At 74.7% G+C, this 15,343-nt stretch carries 11 protein-coding genes; 5 read left to right on the forward strand and 6 right to left on the reverse strand.

All coding sequences use genetic code 11. The annotated features are described in order from the left end of the window. Positions 1 to 33 precede the first annotated feature (33 nt). The 3 genes from AB0O82_RS19710 to AB0O82_RS19720 all read left to right on the forward strand — a co-directional run bounded on the left by AB0O82_RS19710 (position 34) and on the right by AB0O82_RS19720 (position 4,711). Positions 34 to 1,698, forward strand: coding sequence for a peptide-N4-asparagine amidase (locus AB0O82_RS19710; RefSeq protein ID WP_363585273.1), 1,665 nt, complete (start codon positions 34 to 36; stop codon positions 1,696 to 1,698). Positions 1,699 to 2,206: 508 nt separating this feature from the next. After that, positions 2,207 to 3,790, forward strand: coding sequence for a metallophosphoesterase family protein (locus AB0O82_RS19715; protein ID WP_363585275.1), 1,584 nt, complete (start codon positions 2,207 to 2,209; stop codon positions 3,788 to 3,790). A 156-nt stretch (positions 3,791 to 3,946) separates the two neighbouring features. Continuing rightward, entirely contained in the window at positions 3,947 to 4,711 is a 765-nt protein-coding gene (locus AB0O82_RS19720) for a (2Fe-2S)-binding protein (RefSeq protein WP_363585277.1), read from the forward strand. A 96-nt stretch (positions 4,712 to 4,807) separates the two neighbouring features. Here AB0O82_RS19720 and AB0O82_RS19725 read toward each other — a convergent pair whose 3' ends face one another. Next, the gene (locus AB0O82_RS19725) at positions 4,808 to 5,575 is read right to left on the reverse strand and encodes an FCD domain-containing protein (protein WP_363585278.1); all 768 of its coding nucleotides are present in this window, start codon (positions 5,573 to 5,575) and stop codon (positions 4,808 to 4,810) included. Between the two features lie 180 nt (positions 5,576 to 5,755). Here AB0O82_RS19725 and AB0O82_RS19730 point away from each other — a divergent pair, with 180 nt between their 5' ends. Next, the gene (locus tag AB0O82_RS19730; RefSeq protein ID WP_363585279.1) at positions 5,756 to 7,288 is read left to right on the forward strand and encodes an amino acid permease; all 1,533 of its coding nucleotides are present in this window, start codon (positions 5,756 to 5,758) and stop codon (positions 7,286 to 7,288) included. 280 nt (positions 7,289 to 7,568) lie between these two features. Here the strand turns inward: AB0O82_RS19730 and AB0O82_RS19735 are convergent, their stop codons facing one another. The 5 genes from AB0O82_RS19735 to AB0O82_RS19755 form a co-directional block, all read right to left on the reverse strand. Then, positions 7,569 to 8,621, reverse strand: coding sequence for a hypothetical protein (locus tag AB0O82_RS19735; protein ID WP_363585280.1), 1,053 nt, complete (start codon positions 8,619 to 8,621; stop codon positions 7,569 to 7,571). Between the two features lie 173 nt (positions 8,622 to 8,794). Then, positions 8,795 to 10,375, reverse strand: coding sequence for an alpha-amylase family glycosyl hydrolase (locus AB0O82_RS19740; RefSeq protein ID WP_363585281.1), 1,581 nt, complete (start codon positions 10,373 to 10,375; stop codon positions 8,795 to 8,797). Positions 10,376 to 10,546: 171 nt separating this feature from the next. Beyond that, positions 10,547 to 11,188, reverse strand: a complete 642-nt coding sequence (locus AB0O82_RS19745; RefSeq protein ID WP_208869124.1) for a bifunctional 4-hydroxy-2-oxoglutarate aldolase/2-dehydro-3-deoxy-phosphogluconate aldolase — start codon at positions 11,186 to 11,188, stop codon at positions 10,547 to 10,549. After that, positions 11,185 to 12,804, reverse strand: a complete 1,620-nt coding sequence (locus tag AB0O82_RS19750) for a D-aminoacylase (protein WP_363585282.1) — start codon at positions 12,802 to 12,804, stop codon at positions 11,185 to 11,187. The genes AB0O82_RS19745 and AB0O82_RS19750 overlap by 4 nt, the downstream gene beginning before the upstream one ends. Continuing rightward, positions 12,804 to 14,105 carry an alanine racemase gene (locus AB0O82_RS19755; RefSeq protein ID WP_363585283.1) on the reverse strand — a complete coding sequence of 434 codons (1,302 nt, stop codon included), beginning with the start codon at positions 14,103 to 14,105 and terminating at the stop codon, positions 12,804 to 12,806. The genes AB0O82_RS19750 and AB0O82_RS19755 overlap by 1 nt, the downstream gene beginning before the upstream one ends. Before the next feature lie 126 nt (positions 14,106 to 14,231). On the opposite strand from AB0O82_RS19755, the gene AB0O82_RS19760 reads away from it, so the two are divergent. Beyond that, on the forward strand, positions 14,232 to 15,335 hold the full coding sequence (locus tag AB0O82_RS19760) for a sugar kinase (RefSeq protein WP_363585284.1): 1,104 nt from the start codon (positions 14,232 to 14,234) through the stop codon (positions 15,333 to 15,335). Positions 15,336 to 15,343: the final 8 nt, after the last annotated feature.

The following is a 15,343-nucleotide window of genomic DNA, read 5'->3' on the forward strand; positions in this document are numbered from 1 at the left end:
GCCCGCCGGCCGCCCGAACCCTGGGGACCAGCCTTGGCCGTCCGCCCGCTGCTTCGCCGCGCCGCCCGCCTCCTCGGCGCCGCCGCCCTGACCCTCGCCGGCACCCTCACCGCCGCCGCCCCCGCCCACGCCGACTTCGGCACCGACTACCACGACCCGGTCACCGCCACCCGGCCGCTCACCCGCCCCGACACCCGCTCCTGCACCGTCGAGGTGATGCACGACCAACAGTTCCGCAACGGGTACGGCAACCCGCCCGACACCCCGTACACCACCACCCTCACCCCGCCCGCCGACTGCGCCGGGCCCTGGTCGGCGGTGGTCCTGGACCTCCACGGGCAGGTCGCCGGGCGGCAGTTCGACCGCATCTTCAGCGCCCGCGTCGGCGGCGTCCAGGTGCTGCTCTCCTCCACCCCCGAGCCGTCCAAGGACGGCATCGAATGGAAGCTCGAACGCGATCTCACCCGCTACGCCCCGCTGTTCGCCGCCGGCCCGCAGCCGTTCTCCCTCGACCTCGCCAACGTCACCGACGCCACCTACACCGGCGTCTTCACCATCAGCGCCAGTGTCACCTTCTACACCGCGAACGACCGCTGGCCCGCCGCCCGCGCCGCCGACCGCCTGCTCACCACCGGGCCGTTCGCGCTCACCCAGGCCGCCCCCGCCGCCACCCGCGAGCTCACCTTCCCGCAGAACCTCGAACGCCTCACCGCCGAGGTCTACACCCGGGGCGGCGGCGCCTGCGAGGAGTTCGCCTACGCCTCCGCGCCCGACGCCTTCGTCAGCGCCAACCCCGGCCTCGGCTCCTGCGGCAAGGGCCCGTTCCGCGAACTGCGGCTCACCGTCGACGGGCGGACGGCCGGCGCGGTCTGGCCCTACCCCGTCATCTACACCGGCGGGTGGGATCCGCTGCTCTGGCGGCCCGTCCCCGGCGTCTTCGCCTTCGACCTGCCCGCCTACCGGCTCGACCTCACCCCCTACGTCGGACTGCTGCTCGACGGCCGCCCGCACACCGTCGGCATCGCGGTGAACGCCACCGAGGCGCAGAACAACGACACCTGGACCGGCCAGGTCAACCTCTTCGCCGACGTCGACCACGGCACCGCCCGCACCACCGGGCAGCTCACCGACCACCGGGTCGCCCCCGAGGCCGCCGTCGACACCCGGCTCACCGACCACGGCGGCGGCAGCGGCGACTGGACCGTCACCGCAGGCCGGCACGACCTCGCCCGCGGCTGGGTCCAGACCTCGCACGGCCGGATCACCACCGAGGTCCGCGACGACCTCGCCTTCCGCTCCGCCCAGCAGCTGCGCGACAGCGGCAACGACGTGACCCTGCACAACCGCACCGACCTCACCCGCACCACCGCCACCTGGGGCGGCGGCCCGCACCGCACCACCACCGTGCGCGAGGGCGAACCGCTGGACGTCACCTACCGCGTCACCCACGACGCCGCCGGCAACACCGACCAGCGGACCGCCATGGACCTCGGCTACCACCGCGAGGCCACCGCGGCCACCGGCGGCCACGTCACCGAGCGTTCGACCGTCGACCACACCCTGCGCCCCACCGCCCGCCGCCACGACGGCGACTCCACCGTCCGCACCGGCACCAGCACCGAGGACTACCGCAGCACCGGGCCCGACGGGCCGTACCACCGCACGCTCGCCTTCGTCGACGGCTGGCCGAAGCCGTAACACCGCCCCGAATCTCCCGACTTGCGAAATCCATCCGATTTCGGGCGGTTGACCCCTGGTGCACACGGCGTGGGAAGCGCATGATGGGAGGTGGACCTGCGAGGCAGCTGAAGGAGTTCGACCGCAGGAGGCAGTGGTGACAGATCGAGACGGATCAGGGTCTGCCACTGGCACTACCTCGGTCGACGATCGAACTGCCAGGCCGGAGGACACGATGTCCGGAGGCCACCCCCGCCTCGTAGGTTCCCCGCGTCCACGGAGCGCCCCCTCGGCTCCGTGGACGCGTCCGTCGCGGCAGGGCCCGTCACTGCGGCGCCTGTGACCGCGGGGCCCATCGCCGCGGCGCCCGTCACTGCGGCACCCATCACTGCGGCACCGGGTAGCCCGTCCCCCAGGCGTGGACGGCGATGCCGACCCGGCGCTCCCCGTCCGCCGCCGATGCGGCCCGGCGGGAAGTTCACGTCACGGCCCCGGCGCGGTTCACCAACGCGCGGTGAGGCTGGCGGCCATGAACGCTTCCAGTGGACATCTCCCCGTCAGCCGGCGCGGGATCCTGGCCGGTGCCACCGGTCTCGGTCTCGGCGGCGCCGTCTCCCTCTCCGGCATCGCGGCCACGCCCGCCGCCGCCTCTCCGCTGCTGCTGGAGCGGCCGGACCGCTCCGGCGCCCCGCGCGTCGCCGGGCTGCACCTCCAGTTCGGCTCGGACGCCTCGCGCGAGGTCGTGGTCTCCTGGCACACCACCGCCTCGGTCGGCAACCCCCGTGTCCGGTACGGCACTTCGCACGGCGGCTTGGGCCGCAGCGTGCAGGCCGACACCAACACCTACCGGGACGCCAAGTCCGGCACCGAGGTCCAGATCCACCACGCCCGGCTGAGCGGCCTGCACCCCGACACGGACTACGTGTACGCCGCCGTCCACGACGGTGCCACCCCGGAGCTCGGCACCGTCCGCACCGCCCCGCGCGGCCGGGCCGCCTTCACCTTCACCAGCTTCGGCGACCAGGGCACCCCCACCCTCGGCAAGAAGACCGCGAACGGCTACGCCAACGACAACCTGGGCAGCCCCGCCGCCGGCGACACCACCGCCGGAGTCGAGCGGATCGCCCCGCTGTTCCACCTCGTCAACGGGGACCTCTGCTACGCCAACCTCGCCACCGACCGGGTCCGCACCTGGTCCGACTGGTTCGAGAACAACACCCGCTCCGCCCGCCACCGCCCCTGGATGCCCGCCGCCGGCAACCACGAGAACGAGCGCGGCAACGGCCCGACCGGCTACGGCGCCTACCAGGCCTACTTCGACCTCCCCCCGTCCGGCTCCGACGACGAACTGCACGGCCTCTGGTACGCGTTCACCGCCGGCGCGGTCCGCGTCATCAGCCTCAACAACGACGACGTCGCCTACCAGGACGCCGGCGACTCCTACGTCCACGGCTACTCCGGAGGCGCCCAGCAGCGCTGGCTGGAGCGGGAGTTGGCCGCCGCCAACGCGAACCCCGAGATCGACTGGATCGTGGTCTGCATGCACCAGGTCGTCATCTCCACCGCCGACAAGTTCAACGGCGCCGACCTCGGCATCCGCGAGACCTGGGTGCCGCTGTTCGACAAGTACGGCGTCGACCTGGTGGTCTGCGGCCACGAGCACCACTACGAGCGCTCGCACCCGATCCGCGGCCAGCAGCAGACCGACACCCGCACCCCCGTCCCGGTCGCCACCGACACCGCCACCATCGACACCACCCGGGGCACCGTCCACCTGGTGATCGGCGGTGGCGGCACCTCCGCCCCCTCCAACCACCTCTTCTTCGAGCCCGCCAAGGCCCGCGTCATCACCGGCGTCGGAGCCGTCGACCCGGCCACCGGCAAGCGGCCCCCGCAGTACGTGATCGAGGACGCCCCCTGGTCCGCCTTCCGGGACGCCGAAAACCCGTACGGCTTCGCCGCCTTCGAGGTCGACCCGGGCGAGCGCGGCGGCCGGACCACCATCGACGTCACGTACTACTCCGTCAGCGGCCCGTACGGAGACCTCGTCCCCGTCGACCGCTTCACCCTCACCCGCCCGCGCGGCGCCCGCGGCGGCGGCCGGGGACGCTGACCCCGGGCGCCCGGGGCGGTGGCGCCGGCCCGGACCGGCGCCACCGCCCCGGCAGCGCGCTCACCCCCCGACAGGCGCGGTACCGTTCCTCCGCGCGCCCGAACGCACCGAGCGCACCGAGCGCCTGAACGCCCGAACGCCCTGGAGGCCCGCCCGATGCCCGTCGACCGCCCCGCCGACGGCACCGGGAACGCCGGCCGCCCCGACTACGGCCGACTCGCCGCCGTCGGCCCGTACTTCGCGCTCGACACCCCCGCCACGCCCGGCGCGGGGCCGCCCCCGGGCTTCCGGCCGCTGCCCGAGCTGTACGGCGCCGGGCCGGACGCGCCGCTGGCCCTGCGGATCCGGGTGGTGGCGCAGCGGCTCGGCACCGCCGAGCCGCGGGTCGCCGCGTCGATCCTGCACCTCGGACTGGCCGCCCGTTTCTGGTCGGTGGGCCTCGGGGCGGCCGTCCTGCTGGGTACGGTCCCGACACTGGAGCACGCCTGGGTACGGATCCCGGATCAGGGGCCGCTCGACCTCTGGACGCCGCCGGAGCCCCCGCTCCCCGCTCCGTTCCCCACTTCGCTCCCGCTCGCCGACCAGCTGTACGAGGCTGTCCTGGTGGGCCAGTTGGAGCCGCTGGCGGCGGCGGTGCGGTCCGCCGTCCCGCTCTCCGCCCGGCTGCTGTCGGGCAACGCCGCCTCCGCCCTGGCCGGTACGCTGCGGGTCCTGGACGCCCACGCACCGGTCCCCGCAAGGGCGTTGGTGGCGGAGCTGCTCGCGCGCCCGCCACTGGCCGGTACCGGGACGCTACGGACCGGCCCGCGCGGCGCCGCCTTCCGGCGGACCAGCTGCTGCCTGTACTACCGGGTGGGGCCGGGCGCCGGGGTCTGCGGCGACTGCTGCTTCACCCGGCCGCCCGCACCAAGACGGGGCTGATACATCCAGGAGTGGAGGTCATGTCCGGACCACCTCCCGGTTCGCCGCCGCCGACGGCACCGCCGCCCGCCCCACCACCGGGCCTCCGGTCACCCGTCAGCCGTCAGCCGTCAGCCGTTCGTCCGCCAGCTGGAGGTGCCCCCGCACCAGGTGGTGCACGCAGGCGACGGTGTGCACCTCGGCGGCGGCCCGGGCCCCGGCCGCGTCGCCGGCCAGGACGGCGACCAGGATCTCCCGGTGCTGCTCGGCGAACCGTTCCTGGTCGGGGCCGTGCGGTGCGGGCAGCCAGAGCAGCGGCCCGAGTTCGGCCTGGAGCCGGACGGCGAGCCGGGTGAGGCGCACGGACTGGGCGGCGACGGCGAGTTCGATGTGGAAACGGGCGTCGGCGCGGCGCTGTTCGGCGGGCCCGGCGGCGTCGCGCAGGTCGTGCACCAGCCGGGTGAGCCGGGGTGCGAGGTCGACGGGGGCGCGTTCGGCGGCGAGCCGGGCGGCGGTGCCGGAGACGGCCAGTTCCTCGTCGCCGAGGTCACGCAGGTCGACGGTGGCGAGGTCGCGCAGCCGGGCGAGTTGGAGGCGCTCGGGGCCCTCGCCGGGGGTGCGGACGAAGCTGCCGCCGTTGCGGCCACGCCGGGTCTCGATCAGGTCGGCCTCGCGGAGCAGGGCGAGCGCCTCGCGGACGGTGCCGTTGGCGACGCCGAGCTGGTCGGCGAGGTCGTTCTCGCTGGGCAGTTGATCCCCGTCGGCGACCAGGCCGAGGGCGATCGCCTCGGTGATCCGGCGGGCCACGGCATCGGCGCGGCCGAGGTCGGTCAGCGGCGCGAGGACGGCGCTGAGCAGCGGGGTCGCGCTCCCGATCGTCGCCACGCCGACCCTCTCCTCGATCACCGTCGGACTGGGTGCTTCCGGCAGGGTACCTCCCGGTCGGGCACGCACCCTTGCCGCTAGAAACCCGATCTCGTATGTTTTCCCGCGATCCCGGTCCGAGCACCACCCCCCGGTAAGCCCTCACGCGTCACGCCACGTTCCCAAGAGCAGGAGCAGGTCATGACCGATGCCAGCGCACGTGCCACCTCCCCGACCGGCCCCCTCCCCCCTCAGGGCCCCGACCTCGGCGCCGATGCCGACGCCGCACGGCTGGCCGCCCTCGGCTACGCCTCCGAGTTCAAACGCGACATGAGCCTCTGGGCGAACTTCTCCCTCGGCTTCACCTACCTCTCCCCGGTCGTCGGCGTGTACACACTCTTCGCCTCCTCCCTCGCGACCGCCGGCCCGCCGATGGTGTGGAGCTTCCTGATCGCCGGGGTCGGCCAGTTGCTGGTGGCACTGGTGTTCAGCGAGGTGGTCGCCCAGTTCCCGGTGGCGGGCGGGGTGTACCCGTGGTCGCGCCGGCTCTGGGGCCGCACCTGGGGCTGGCTGACCGGCTGGGTGTACCTGCTGGCGCTGATGTCCACCATCGCCGCGGTCTCCTACGGCGCCGGCCCGTACGTGGCCGCGCTGCTGGGCGTCGAACCGAGCACCGCGACGACCGTCTGGTGCGCGCTCGGCCTGCTGCTGCTCGCCACCGTGATCAACCTGGGCGGCACCAAGGTGCTGTCGGCGGCGGCCGTGTTCGGCTTCGCCGCCGAGCTGCTGGGCGCCCTGGCGGTCGGCGCCTGGCTGCTGCTGACCCACCGCTACCACGGGCTCGGTGTGGTCTTCGACCGCTTCGGCGCGGGCGACGGCGGCTCGTACACCGACGCCTTCCTGGCCGCCGGACTGATCGCGGTCTTCCTCTTCTTCGGCTTCGAGGCGTGCGGCGACGTCGCCGAGGAGGTGCCGAACCCCGGTCGACAGATCCCCAAGTCGATGCGGCGCACCCTCTACGTCGGCGGCGCGGCGGCGATCGGCGTCAGCCTGGCGCTGGTGATGTCGATCCAGGACATCGGCGCGGTGGTCTCCGGCGACGACAAGGACCCGGTGGCCTCGGTGCTGCACGACGCGTTCGGCGCCACCGGCGCCCGGGTGGTGATCGGCGTGGTGCTGATCTCCTTCCTGTCCTGCGTGCTGAGCCTCCAGGCGGCGGCGAGCCGGCTGGCGTACTCCTTCGCCCGGGACCGGATGATCGCGGGCAGCCGGCTGCTCGCCACCGTCTCGGACCGCCTGCGGGTACCGCCGTACGCGCTGCTGCTCGCTGCGGCAGTGCCGGGCGTGATCATCGTCGGCGCCTCGGCGCTCTCCGAGGGCGCCCTGACGAAGATCATCTCCTTCTCCAGCATCGGCATCTACCTGGCCTTCCAGATGGTGGTGCTGGCCGCCCTGCGCGCCCGGCTGCGCGGCTGGCGCCCGAGCGGGGACTTCCGGCTCGGCCGCTGGGGCCTGGCGGTGAACATCGGCGCGCTGGTGTACGGGCTCGCCGCGATCGTCAACATCTGCTGGGGCCGCACCCCGGACGCCGCCTGGTACGACGACTACCTCGTGCTGCTCTCGGCCGTGGCGGTGCTCGCGGCCGGCGGGCTCTACCTGCTGCTGGCCCGCCCGCACCTGCGCGGCGACGCCCCGTCCGGCGACGCGACGGCCCCCGCCGGGGACGCCCGATGACCCTCACCCCTGGAGGAATCCCCGTCGCCGCCCTCGACCGCCTCCCGGACGACGGGCACCCCGAAGGCGCGCCATGAGCCCGGAGCCATGAGCCCGGAGCCACGGAACCCGGAGCCACGGAACCCGGAGCCACGGAACCCGGAGCCACAGAGCTTGAGTCACGGAACCGGAGCCGCGAAACCGGCCCGCGTCCGGCTTGTCCAGAGCCGGGCGCGGGCCGCCGGTCCCCACCCGGTGCCGATGCCCTTGGCGGCGGGTGAAGCACTCGCGTGCGGTGCGGTCAGACCGCGACCGCCTCCGCCATCTCCCCCTCGGCCTCCACCGGGCTCTCCACCGCCCGGCGCCCGCGCCCCTCGTAGAGCGCGGCGGCCACCAGCGCGGCCCCGCCCAGCAGCAGCCAGACCACCAGGGTCACGACGTGCCCGCCGAGGCCCGCGCCGCCGTCGAAGTACAGGATGCTGCGCGCGCCCTCCAGGAAGCCGGCGCCGGTCCAGAAGCCGTGCAGCGCGCCGAAGAAGCCGTTCTGCAGCTCGGGCCGGAAGACGCCGCCGGAGCTGGTGAAGTTCAGCATCACGAACAGCACCATCAGGGCCAGGGTGGTCCACCTCTTCAGGAAGCTGTGCAGGCCGATGCCGATCAGGACGACGCCCGCCGAGTAGAGCCACCCGAGCGCCCACACCGCGGCCAGGTCGTGGTCGACCACGTGGAAGACCGGTCCGGCGGTGACGATCCCGATCACGCTCACCACCAGCGACACCGCCACGCCGACCAGCGCCCGGATCCGCATGCTCAGCCCGGCGCCGGCCGCGCCGATCACGGCGACGCTGGCGTAGGAGCCGATGCTCAGCGCGACCAGCAGGAAGAACAGGCCCTGGCCGGTCGGGTCGCCCTCGGCCGGGGTGGTGAGATCGGTGACGTGCAACGGCACGCCCTGCCGGTCGGTGACGTTGCTGAACACCGCCGTGGCGGCCACCGCCGAGGTGTCCGAGTTCCCCTTGGCGACGAGCAGTTCGGGGCTCCTGGCATCCGGGAGGAAGGCCCCCACCAGGTCGCGGTCGCGCAGCTGCTGCTCGGCGGTCGCCCGGTCTGGCAGGGTGCGGACGTCGACCGCCGCCCCGGCCTTGGCCTGGATCGCCTGTGCCAGGCCCTGCGCCTGCGGGGTGGTGCCGACCACGGCGACCTTCAGGTGGTGCGGCTCGGGCTGGTGGAAGGCGCCCTGGTAGGCGAGCGCCATGCCGAGGCACATCAGCAGCGGGGTGATCAGGTGGAGGGCGAGGTGCTTGAGCGAGTGCCCCAGGGCGGGCGCTGCGGCAGGGGTCTGGGATGTGCTCATGGCGTTCGTACCGTCCTCCGGTGGCGTCGAGTCAAGATAGGTGGCAAATACAACCATGAGGGGTGTCGAATGCGCCTACATCAGGTGGTAAATGCAACTATCTTGGATGTAGCTTACAACTATCTGACGCCGTTCGAAAGCCGGCCGCCCCAGCAGGGGACACGGCCGAGCGCTCAGGACAGCTCGAACACGCCGTACGAGAAGCCGTCCGCCCGCAGTTCCCCGTCCGCCACCCGCACGCCCCGCACCTCCAGCGGGCGCACCCCGCCGTGCTCCAGCCGCACCGCCCCCGGCTCCCGGCGCGGATTCACCGCCACCAGGTACCGTCCGGCCCGGGTGTACACCAGCGGGTACCCGGCGTGCCGGACCTCCACCCCGCCGGAGGCACCCAGCCCCGGATGCGCCCGGCGCAGCGCGATCAGCCGCCGGACGGTGTGCAGCAGCGACGTCGGATCGGCCCGCTGGGAGAGCACGTCCGGGCGCCGCGGGTCCGGGTCGACGGGCAGGTAGAGGCGCTCGGGCGACGCGCTGGAGAAGCCCGCCGTCGGCCCGGGCTCCCACTGCATCGGGGTCCGCGAGCCGGCCCGGTTGTACCGCGGGCCGAGCACGCTGCCCTCGACGTCGGGCAGTCCGGGCAGGTAGCGCATGCCGATCTCGTCGCCGTAGTAGACGGCCGGCAGGGTGGGCCAGGTGAGCAGGAACGCGAAGGCGGCGGCCAGTTGCCCGTCGGCGCGCGGGCCGGTGGCCAGCCGGGAGAAGTCGTGGTTGGCGGTGGGCAGGGCGATGTGGCCGACACCCCCGGTCGCTTCGGCGGCGGCGCGCCAGGCGTCCAGGAACACCTGCGGGGTGCCGCGCCCCTCGGCCTCGAAGTAGCACGGGCCCTGCTGCCAGAACTCCTCGACCGTGCCGGCGCCGTTGTTCCACAGCGAGCGCAACGCCAGGCCGTGGTCGGCACCGCCGAACTGCAGGAAGAAGTCCGCGTGGAAGCCCGCCGCGACGGCGGCCGCCGGATCGCCCCACTCGGCGAACAGCGCGGCCTGCGGGTGGGCGCGGTCCAGCCAGTCCCGCAGCCCGGTCCACAACTTGGCGGTCTCCACCAGGCCCGGGTCGTCCTTGACCAGCGAGGAGGCCATGTCGACCCGGAAGCCGGCCAGGCCGAGGCCGAGCCAGTGCGCCATGATGTCGCGCAGGGCCGCCCGGTTGGCGCGCGGGCCCTCGGCGTCCACCGGCTGGCGCCAGGGATCCTCGGAACTCGGGCGCGCGTAGCCGAAGTTGAGCGCGGGCTGGCAGTCGAAGAAGTTCGGCCGGTACCAGCCGGGGCGGCTACCGGGCGAGGCGACGAAGCCGTCCACCCGCTGGTCGGACCAGATGTACCGGTGGTCGGACGGGTCCTCGGCGGCGGCCAGGAACCAGGGGTGGCGGTCGGAGGTGTGGCCGGCGACCAGGTCGAGCAGGATCCGGATGCCCTTGCGGCGGGCGGCCTCGACCAGCGCGACCAGGTCCTCGGTGGCACCGTAGCGCGGGGCCGGGGCGAGGTAGTCGGCGACGTCGTAACCGGCGTCGCGGAACGGGGAGGCGAAGCAGGGGTTGAGCCAGACGGTGTCGACGCCGAGCCAGGCGAGGTGGTCGAGGTGCGCGGCGATGCCGGCGAAGTCGCCGATGCCGTCGCCGTCGGAGTCCGCGAAGCTCTGCGGGTAGATCTGGTACAGGACGGCGTCGGCCAGCCAGTCGGGGCCGGGGCGGGGCGGGGTCATGGGGTGGGTCCTCCTGCCGGATCCGGGGGCCGGGGCCAGGGCTGGGGCCGGGGCTGGGGAGCACGATTCTCGCCCATCCCCGGCCGCGCCGACAGCCCGCCGACAGCCCGCCGAGGCCGTCCCGACAACTCGCCGACCGACCGCCCCGGCACCCCGCCGCCCACCGGCCCCTCAGGCCCGCGCCACCGCGCACGCCGCGGTGAACGCCCGGGCCCGCCGGGTGATCTCCGCCCAGTCCCCCGCCGCGACCGCGTCCGGCGGCACCACGTCCGTGCCCGCGCAGACCGCGAGCGCGCCGTGCGCCAGGAAGTCGGCGGCGTTGCCCGCGTTCACCCCGCCGGAGGCCACCAGCGGGACGTCCGGGTACGGGCCGCGCAGGTCCTTGAAGTAGCCGGGGCCGAACGCCCGGGCCGGGAAGATCTTCACGGCGGCGGCCCCGAGGTCCACCGCCCGGGCCACCTCGGTCGGGGTGAGCGCCCCGAGCACCACCGGCACCCCGGCGGCCCGGGCGGCCTGCGCGACCTCGGGCCGGCAGCCGGGGGTGACCAGGAAGGACGCCCCGCTCGCGACCCCGCGCTCGGCCTGCTCGGCGGTCAGCACGGTGCCCACGCCGACCCGCCAGCCCGCGTCCGCGGCACGCCGCAGGTGCGTCGTCACCTCCGGTGTGGTGTAGGTGAATTCGGTCCAGTTGATGCCGCCGTCGGCGAGCGCGGCGCACAGCGCGGCCGCGTCCGGGATGCGGGGCGCGCGGACCACGGCGATCACCGGGTCGTCCCGCAGATCGGCGAGGGGGTTCACGGAGGGGGGATTCACAGGGATCTGGTTCCTCGGTCGGTGCGGCGCAGGGCGCGCCCGGGCCGGGCGCCCGTGGTGCGGCCCTGCCGGACGACGGCGGTGCCGTTGACGTACACGTGCTGGACGCCCTCGGCGGGCAGCCGGGGGTGCTCGAAGGTGGCGGCGTCCCGGACCTTCTCGGGGTCGAGGAGCACCAGGTCGGCGTGGTGGCCGGGGGCGATCAGGCCGCGCCGGTGCAGCCCGAGCCGGGCGGCGGGCCGACCGGTCATCCGGGCGATCGCCTCCTCCAGTGTCAGCACGCCCAACTCCCGGCTGTAGTGGCCGAGGTAGCGGGGGAAGGTGCCCCAGGCGCGCGGGTGCGGCCGGGCGCCGACCAGCAGTCCGTCGCTGCCGACGGTGTGCGCCGGGTGGCGCATGATCGCCCGGACGTTCTCCTCGTGCCCGACGTGCTGGAGGATCGTGGTGGCCAGTTCGTCGCGGCGCAGCAGGTCGAGGAAGACCTCCGTGCCGCTGCGGCCCCGCTCGGCGGCGAGTTCGGCGACGGTCCGGCCGACCGCCCGCGCCAGCTCGGCCGTCCGGACACCGGAGATCTGGATCGTCGCCCAGTCGGTGACGACGCCGTGGCAGCCGTCGCTGCCCTTCTCCTCCACCTCATACCGGATCCGCTCGCGGGCGGCCGGGTCGGCGAGCCGGGTGAGTGTCGCCGCCGGACCGCCCTCGGTGGCCCAACTGGGCAGCAGGGCGGCCAGGGTGGTGGAGCCCGGCAGGTAGGGGTAGCTGTCCAGGGTGAGGTCGACGCCGTCGGCGAGCGCCTGGTCGACCAGTTCCAGCAGTTCGCCGGCCCGGCCCCGGTTGACGCCGAAGTTCATCGTGGCGTGGGTCAGGTGCAGCGCGCAGCCGGTCCGCCGGGCGATCTCCACCATTTCCGCGTAGCCCTCCAACGCGCCCTCACCGTACGAGCGTTGGTGCGGGGCGTGGAAGCCGCCGTAGGCCGCTACCACGGTGCACAGCTCGACCAGCTCGGAGGTGTCCGCGTACATCCCGGGGGTGTAGCTGAGGCCGCTGGACATGCCGACCGCGCCGTCCAGCAGGCCCTGCGCCAACTCCTGGCGCATCCGGTCGAGTTCGGCCGGGGTGGGCGGCCGGTTGGCCCAGCCCATGGCGAGCATCCGCAGCGAGCCGTGCGGGACGAGGTAGCAGGCGTTGACGGCGACGCCGGTGCGGTCGATCCGGTCCAGGTAGCCCGCGACGCCGCGCCAGTCCCAGTCGAAGCCCTCCGGATCGCCGTTCCAGCCGGCCAGTTGGCGACGCAGCGCGGGCAGCGTGGCGTCGTCCACCGGGGCGTAGGACAGGCCGTCCTGGCCGAGGACCTCGCAGGTGACGCCCTGGGTGACCTTGGCCGGGTGCTCGGGTTCGAGCAGCAGGGCGAGGTCGGAGTGGGCGTGCATGTCGATGAAGCCGGGGGCGAGGACCAGCCCGTCGGCGTCCACCACCGTCGGCGCGTCGAGGCCGTGGCCGATCCCGGTGATCAGCCCGTCGGCGATCCGCACGTCCGCCCGGTAGCGGTCCGCGCCGGTGCCGTCGACGACGGTGGCGCCCCGGAAGACGGTGTCGGGCGCTCTGCCGCCCGCCATCAGAAGAACGTCCTGACCAGCCCGGTGACCTTCGGCTCGGCCGCGTCGGCGGAGTCCAGCACCGGGATCGCGGTCCACTTGTCGAAGGCCGTGCACGGGTGGGAGACGCCGAGCCGCAGCACCGCGCCGATCGGGGCGAGGTCGCCCGCGTCGCGCAGGAAGGCGTGCTGGTCGTTGAGTGCGGTGATCCGGGCCGCGGTGCCGGTCAACTCGGCGCCGCCGCGCACGCGTTGCGGCTCGGGCAGGCCCTCGTCGAAGGGCAGGTCGCGCTTGCCGGCGTCCAGCAGGGCCAGTTGCGGCTCGGGCCGGGACACCACCCGGGCCCAGCCGTGCAGCGCGCTGCGGAACGGCGTGGCGCCGGCACCCCGGACCAGCGGCGAGATGCCCCGGTAGAAGCCGTCGTCGTGGGCGATGTACGCGCCCGAGCGCAGGACCACGAGGGCGTCCGGCAGGCCTGCCAGTTCCTCGACGACCAGGTCGAAGTAGGCGCTGCCGCCGGCCGTCACGATCGGCCGGGCGTCGTCCGGGTAGGCGCGGGCGAGCCGGCCGTGCAGGTCGGCGAGCGCCTTGAGGTAGTCGCGGACGGTGGCCAGCCCGTCGGCGGTGGCGTCGTGGGCGAGCGCACCCTCGTAGCCGCCGACGCCCGCGAGGCGCAGGGTGGGGGCGCGCAGCACGGCGGCGGCGATCTCGACGGCCGCGTCCACGCCGCGGGCGCCGGTGCGCCCGCCGGGGCCGCCGAGTTCGACCAGGACCTCGACGGGCCGCTGGGCCCCGGCGGCGCGCAGCGCCTCGTCCATCAGCCGGACGCTCTCGGTGGAGTCCACCCAGGAGACGAAGGCGAACGCCGGGTCGGCGGCCAGTTCGGCGGCGAGCCAGGCCAGTCCGGCCGGGTCGAGCAGGGTGTTGGCGAGCAGGATCCGCTCGACTCCGAAGGCCCGGGCGACGCGCACCTGCGGCAGGTTGGCGAGGGTGATGCCGTGGCTGCCGGCGGCGAGCTGCGCCTGCCACAGGGCGGGCGCCATGGTGGTCTTGCCGTGCGGCACGAGCGCGACCCCGGCCTTGGCGCACCAGTCGGCCATGGTGCGGAGGTTGTGGTCGAGCGCGGCACCGTCCAGGGTGAGCAGCGGGGTGCCGAGCCCGGTGAGGGTGGGTCCGGTGGCCAGCCAGTCGCGGACGGAGTGCCCCCAAGCCTCCGGCGGGGCGGCCTTGAACCGCCAGTCGAGCGTCTCGTCGGCGAGGGCCGCCACCGCGCCGTCGTCGATGCCCGGCCCGGTGCCGATGCTTGCGAAGGTCTGCTCCACCGTCTTCCTCCATCTGCCGTGTTGCAACATGTGCAATGAGGGTTGCACATGTTGGCATGACGGTTCTAGCATCGGCGCCGGATCACGGTCAACGGAACGGCCGCCGCAGACGGAGGAGCCCAGCAGATGCCGCGACAGGACACCCCGGGCCCGGCCCGCCCCGGTCCTTCCCCGACGGCCGTGTGCGTGGGCGAGTCCATGGCGGTGCTGCTGCCGGACCGGCCGGGCCCGCTGGAGGCGGTGGAGAACTTCCGGTTGTCGGTCGGCGGCGCGGAGTCCAACGTGGCCGGCGCGCTGGCCGCGCTCGGCGTCCCGACCGCCTGGATCAGCCGGGTCGGCGACGACGGCTTCGGCCGCCGGCTGCTCGCCGAGGTCGCCGCCCGCGGCGTGGACGTCTCGGCGGTCGCCGTCGACCCGCACCGCCCCACCGGCCTGTACCTCAAGGAGGTCGGCGGCGCCACCGGCCACCACCACGACCTCGGCCCCGGCCGCAGCCGGCTGCACTACCACCGGCGCGGCTCCGCGGCCGCCGCGCTCTCCCCCGCCCTGCTGGCCGACCCGGCGGCCGTCCGGCTGCTGTCCGGCGCCCGCCTGCTGCACCTGTCCGGCATCACCGCCGCGCTCTCCGACGACTGCCTGGCGCTGCTGCGCGCCCTGCTCGCCGACCGCCGCCCGGAGCGGACCGTCAGCTTCGACCTCAACTGGCGCCCCGCGCTCTGGCACGACCGCGACCCGGCCGTCCTGCCGCCGCTGCTGGACGCCGCCGACCTGCTGCTGATCGGCGCCGACGAGGCCGAGGCCGCGTTCGGCACCGGGGAACCGGCCGCGCTGCGCCGCCGCTTCGCCTCCCCGGCCACCGTGGTGGTCAAGGACGCCGCCCGGCTGGTCACCGCCCTGGAGCGGGACGGCACGGCGGTGAGCGAACCGGCCCTGGCCGTCGAGGTGGTCGAGGCCACCGGCGCGGGCGACGCCTTCGCCGCCGGCTACCTGGCCGGCACCGTCCGCGGCCTGGACCAGCGCCGCCGGCTGCGGCTCGGCCACCTGAGCGCCGCCTGCGCGCTGACCGCCCACGGCGACCAGGCCGAACTGCCGCCCGCCGCCGTGGTGGCCGCGCTGCTCGACGCCTCGCCCGCCGACTGGGCCGCCACCCGGGTCTCGGTGGAGGGCATCACCGGCCCGGCCGTCCCCGCGGACCGGTCCCGCGACACCCGGCGGGCCCGGGCACAATGAGCACGAAC

It is taken from the genome of Kitasatospora sp. NPDC088264 (assembly GCF_040685715.1).
In the GTDB taxonomy this organism is placed as follows: domain Bacteria; phylum Actinomycetota; class Actinomycetes; order Streptomycetales; family Streptomycetaceae; genus Kitasatospora.